The organism is Actinomycetota bacterium (assembly GCA_036280995.1).
Classification (GTDB): Bacteria; Actinomycetota; CALGFH01; order CALGFH01; family CALGFH01; genus CALGFH01.
Genome location: DASUPQ010000612.1, coordinates 1 through 2,646, shown reverse-complemented (window position 1 = coordinate 2,646; position 2,646 = coordinate 1). Strand labels below are relative to the sequence as shown.

Here is a 2,646-nt window from a genome sequence, read left to right as displayed (position 1 = left end):
AGCCGCTCGGCGGCCAGGAACGCGTCCCGGGCCGCCTCCAGGTCGGTCACCCGCGCGGTGCGGCCCATCACCTCCAGCGCCTGGCATGCCACCGACCACTGGTTGCGCTTCTCGGCCTCGGCGAGCGCCAGCTCGGCGATGCTCCGCGCCTTCTCCGGCTGGCCCCGTTCGTGCGCCAGCCGAGCGGCCAGCACGCTGGCCCGCGGATCGCCGGTGTCCGGCAGCGCGATCAGCCCGGAGGCGGCGACGTCCCACCTGCCGGCTTCGGCCGCCACCTCGGCCAGCGTCAGCCGGACCCAGGTCTCTCCGCGGGCCAGCATCCGCTCGCCCAGCGCCAGCGCCCGGTCGGTGTCGCCGGCATCGGCCAGCACCTCGACCAGCACCGCCTCCGCCTCCCGGCGCAGTGCCGGCTTGTCCACGGCCAGGGTCGCGGCGCGGGTCAGCTGGGCGTCCGCGGTGTGCAGCGCGCCCCGGCGACGAGCCTGCAAGCCGGCGTACAGGTACAGCTCGGCGGCCCGGGCGTCCTCTCCTGCCGCCATCCACAGCCCGGCCGCCAGGTCGCCTGCCTCCGGCTCGCGCCGCTCGACGACCGCAGCGGCGGCCCGGGCCAGCGCCTGGTGCTCCGGCGGCAGCAGGTCGGTGCGCACCGCGTCGCAGGTCAGCGCGTGCCGGAACCGGAAGGTGTCGGTGTCGGTGTCGTGCGCCACGACCAGGCCGGTGGCCACCGCAGACCGCAGGCCGGCCAGCACCGCCGTCTCGGCCAGCCCGGTGATCTCCGGGATCAGCCGCCAGTCGAACCGGCGGCCGAGAACCGCAGCGGTCTCCACCACCGCGCGCGCACTCGGGTCCAGGCCGGCCAGCCGGCGGCGCACGGTGGCCGCGAACGTCCGCGGCACGTTCGCGGTGAGCGGGCCGGTCAGGGTCCCGTCCGGATCCAGCGCGCCGACCGCGGCCAGCCCGGTCAGCAGCTCCTCGACCAGGAACGGCAAGCCGTCGGCATGCTCGATGACGAACCCCACCAGCTCGTCCGGCGGGGCCGCCGACAGGCATGACTCCACCACCCCGCGCACGTCCAGCGGGCTGAGGCGGTCCAGCGGGATGACGTCGGCCTGGCAGGCCCGCGCGAGGTCGAGCAACCGTTGCGGGGGGTCCGGCTCGTCCCGGGCGGTCGCCACGAGCACCACCGGCGAGGTGGTCGCCGCATCGGCCAGGTAGCTCAGCACGTCGAGGGTGTCGAGGTCGGCCCAGTGCAGGTCCTCCAGCACCAGCATGGCGCCGCGCGGGCCGGCCAGTGCAGTCACCAGCCGCAGGATCGCCTCGCCCAGGATGACCCCGCCGCTCGGTTCGGACCGTCCCTCGATGCCGGCATCGGGAAGCAGTGCGGACAGGGCCGGCAGATACGGCCGCAGGCCGTTCTCCCGAGGCAACGGACGGCCTCGCAACGCGACGCTGAGCGCGTCGGCGAGCGGGCGGTACGCATCGCCGGACGGCACGGCCCGACCGGCGAATACACTGATGCCGGCTCGCCGGGCCACCGCGGTGGCCTCCCGAACCAGCCGTGACTTGCCCACCCCGGCCTCGCCGTGGACGAGCGCCATCCGCCCGGTGGTGGTCCTCTCCATGCCCTCCAGCAGCCGGCGCAGGCGGTCGAACTCACCGCCTCGGCCGACCAGCCTGGACGAGTAGGCATGCCAGGTTGGGGTCAACGGTTCCGTCCCGAGTGTCTCCAGCAGGGAGCGCACGTTGCTGCAGCGCACCGCGACTCGCGCCACGGAGTAGCGGTCGAAGAAGCCTAGCGGGACCAGGGCGACTGGGAATGGACGATATCGGGCAGACGGCTCAGCGGATCAGCGAGAGTGCTTTCCGCAGCGAGCGAACGTGAAGTAGCGTCTCTCTTCGCGGTCAGGGGCTCCCCCCGTGGCCCCTGGCCACCCTCTGGAGCTTGGCGGCGTTTGCTTTCGCTGTCGACCCTCGACCCGCTCCGGTCGGTCGGCGCGGGGGAGCAGCTTAAGTGCACTAAGAACGCCTTACTCTGCTAAGTGTGAGACTGACGGTTCGGGAGCAGCAGGTCGTTGCTCTCCTGCGGGGCAATCCGATGATCGGATCCGAGGAGATCGCGGCCCGGCTCGGCATGTCACGTGCCGCTGTCAACGTCCACCTGTCCAACCTTGGCAAGAAGGGTGTCATCGTCGGACGGGGATATGTCCTCGGTGACCGGCCGGGGGTCGTCGTGGTCGGCGGAGCCAATGTCGACGTCAAGGCGCGCAGCGCAGAGCGGGTCAGGCAGGGCACGAGCAACCCCGGGCACGGCTCGATGACACCTGGGGGTGTTGGCCGCAACGTCGCCGAGAACCTGGCCAGGCTCGGCACCCGCACCTTCCTGGTCGCCGCCGTGGGCCGTGATGCCGCGGGGGAGAGCCTGCTTAACCAGACCGGTGCGGCTGGTGTGCGCCTGGAGTACGTGCACCGGACCGACCTGCCGACCGGCACGTACGTGGCGCTGCTGGACTGTGACGGGGAACTGGTGTCGGCTGTCGCCGACATGGCAGCGACCAGTGAGCTGGGCCCAGCGGAGGTCAACAGAGCACGAGACGTCATCGCAACGGCAGGTCTGGTGGTCCTCGACGGCAACCTGTCTCCCGGAAC

The 2,646-nt window shown here is 72.4% G+C and carries 2 protein-coding genes; one reads left to right on the top strand and one right to left on the bottom strand.

Annotated elements, in window-relative coordinates; all coding sequences use genetic code 11:
- Window positions 1-1,706, bottom strand: a 1,706-nt coding sequence (locus VF468_20675) for an AAA family ATPase (protein HEX5880706.1), incomplete at its 3' end; no start/stop codon positions are given.
- Between the two features lie 335 nt (window positions 1,707-2,041).
- Between VF468_20675 and VF468_20670 the strand changes: the two genes are divergently transcribed.
- Window positions 2,042-2,646 (top strand): PfkB family carbohydrate kinase (locus tag VF468_20670; protein HEX5880705.1); only part of this gene is annotated, 605 nt, incomplete at its 3' end.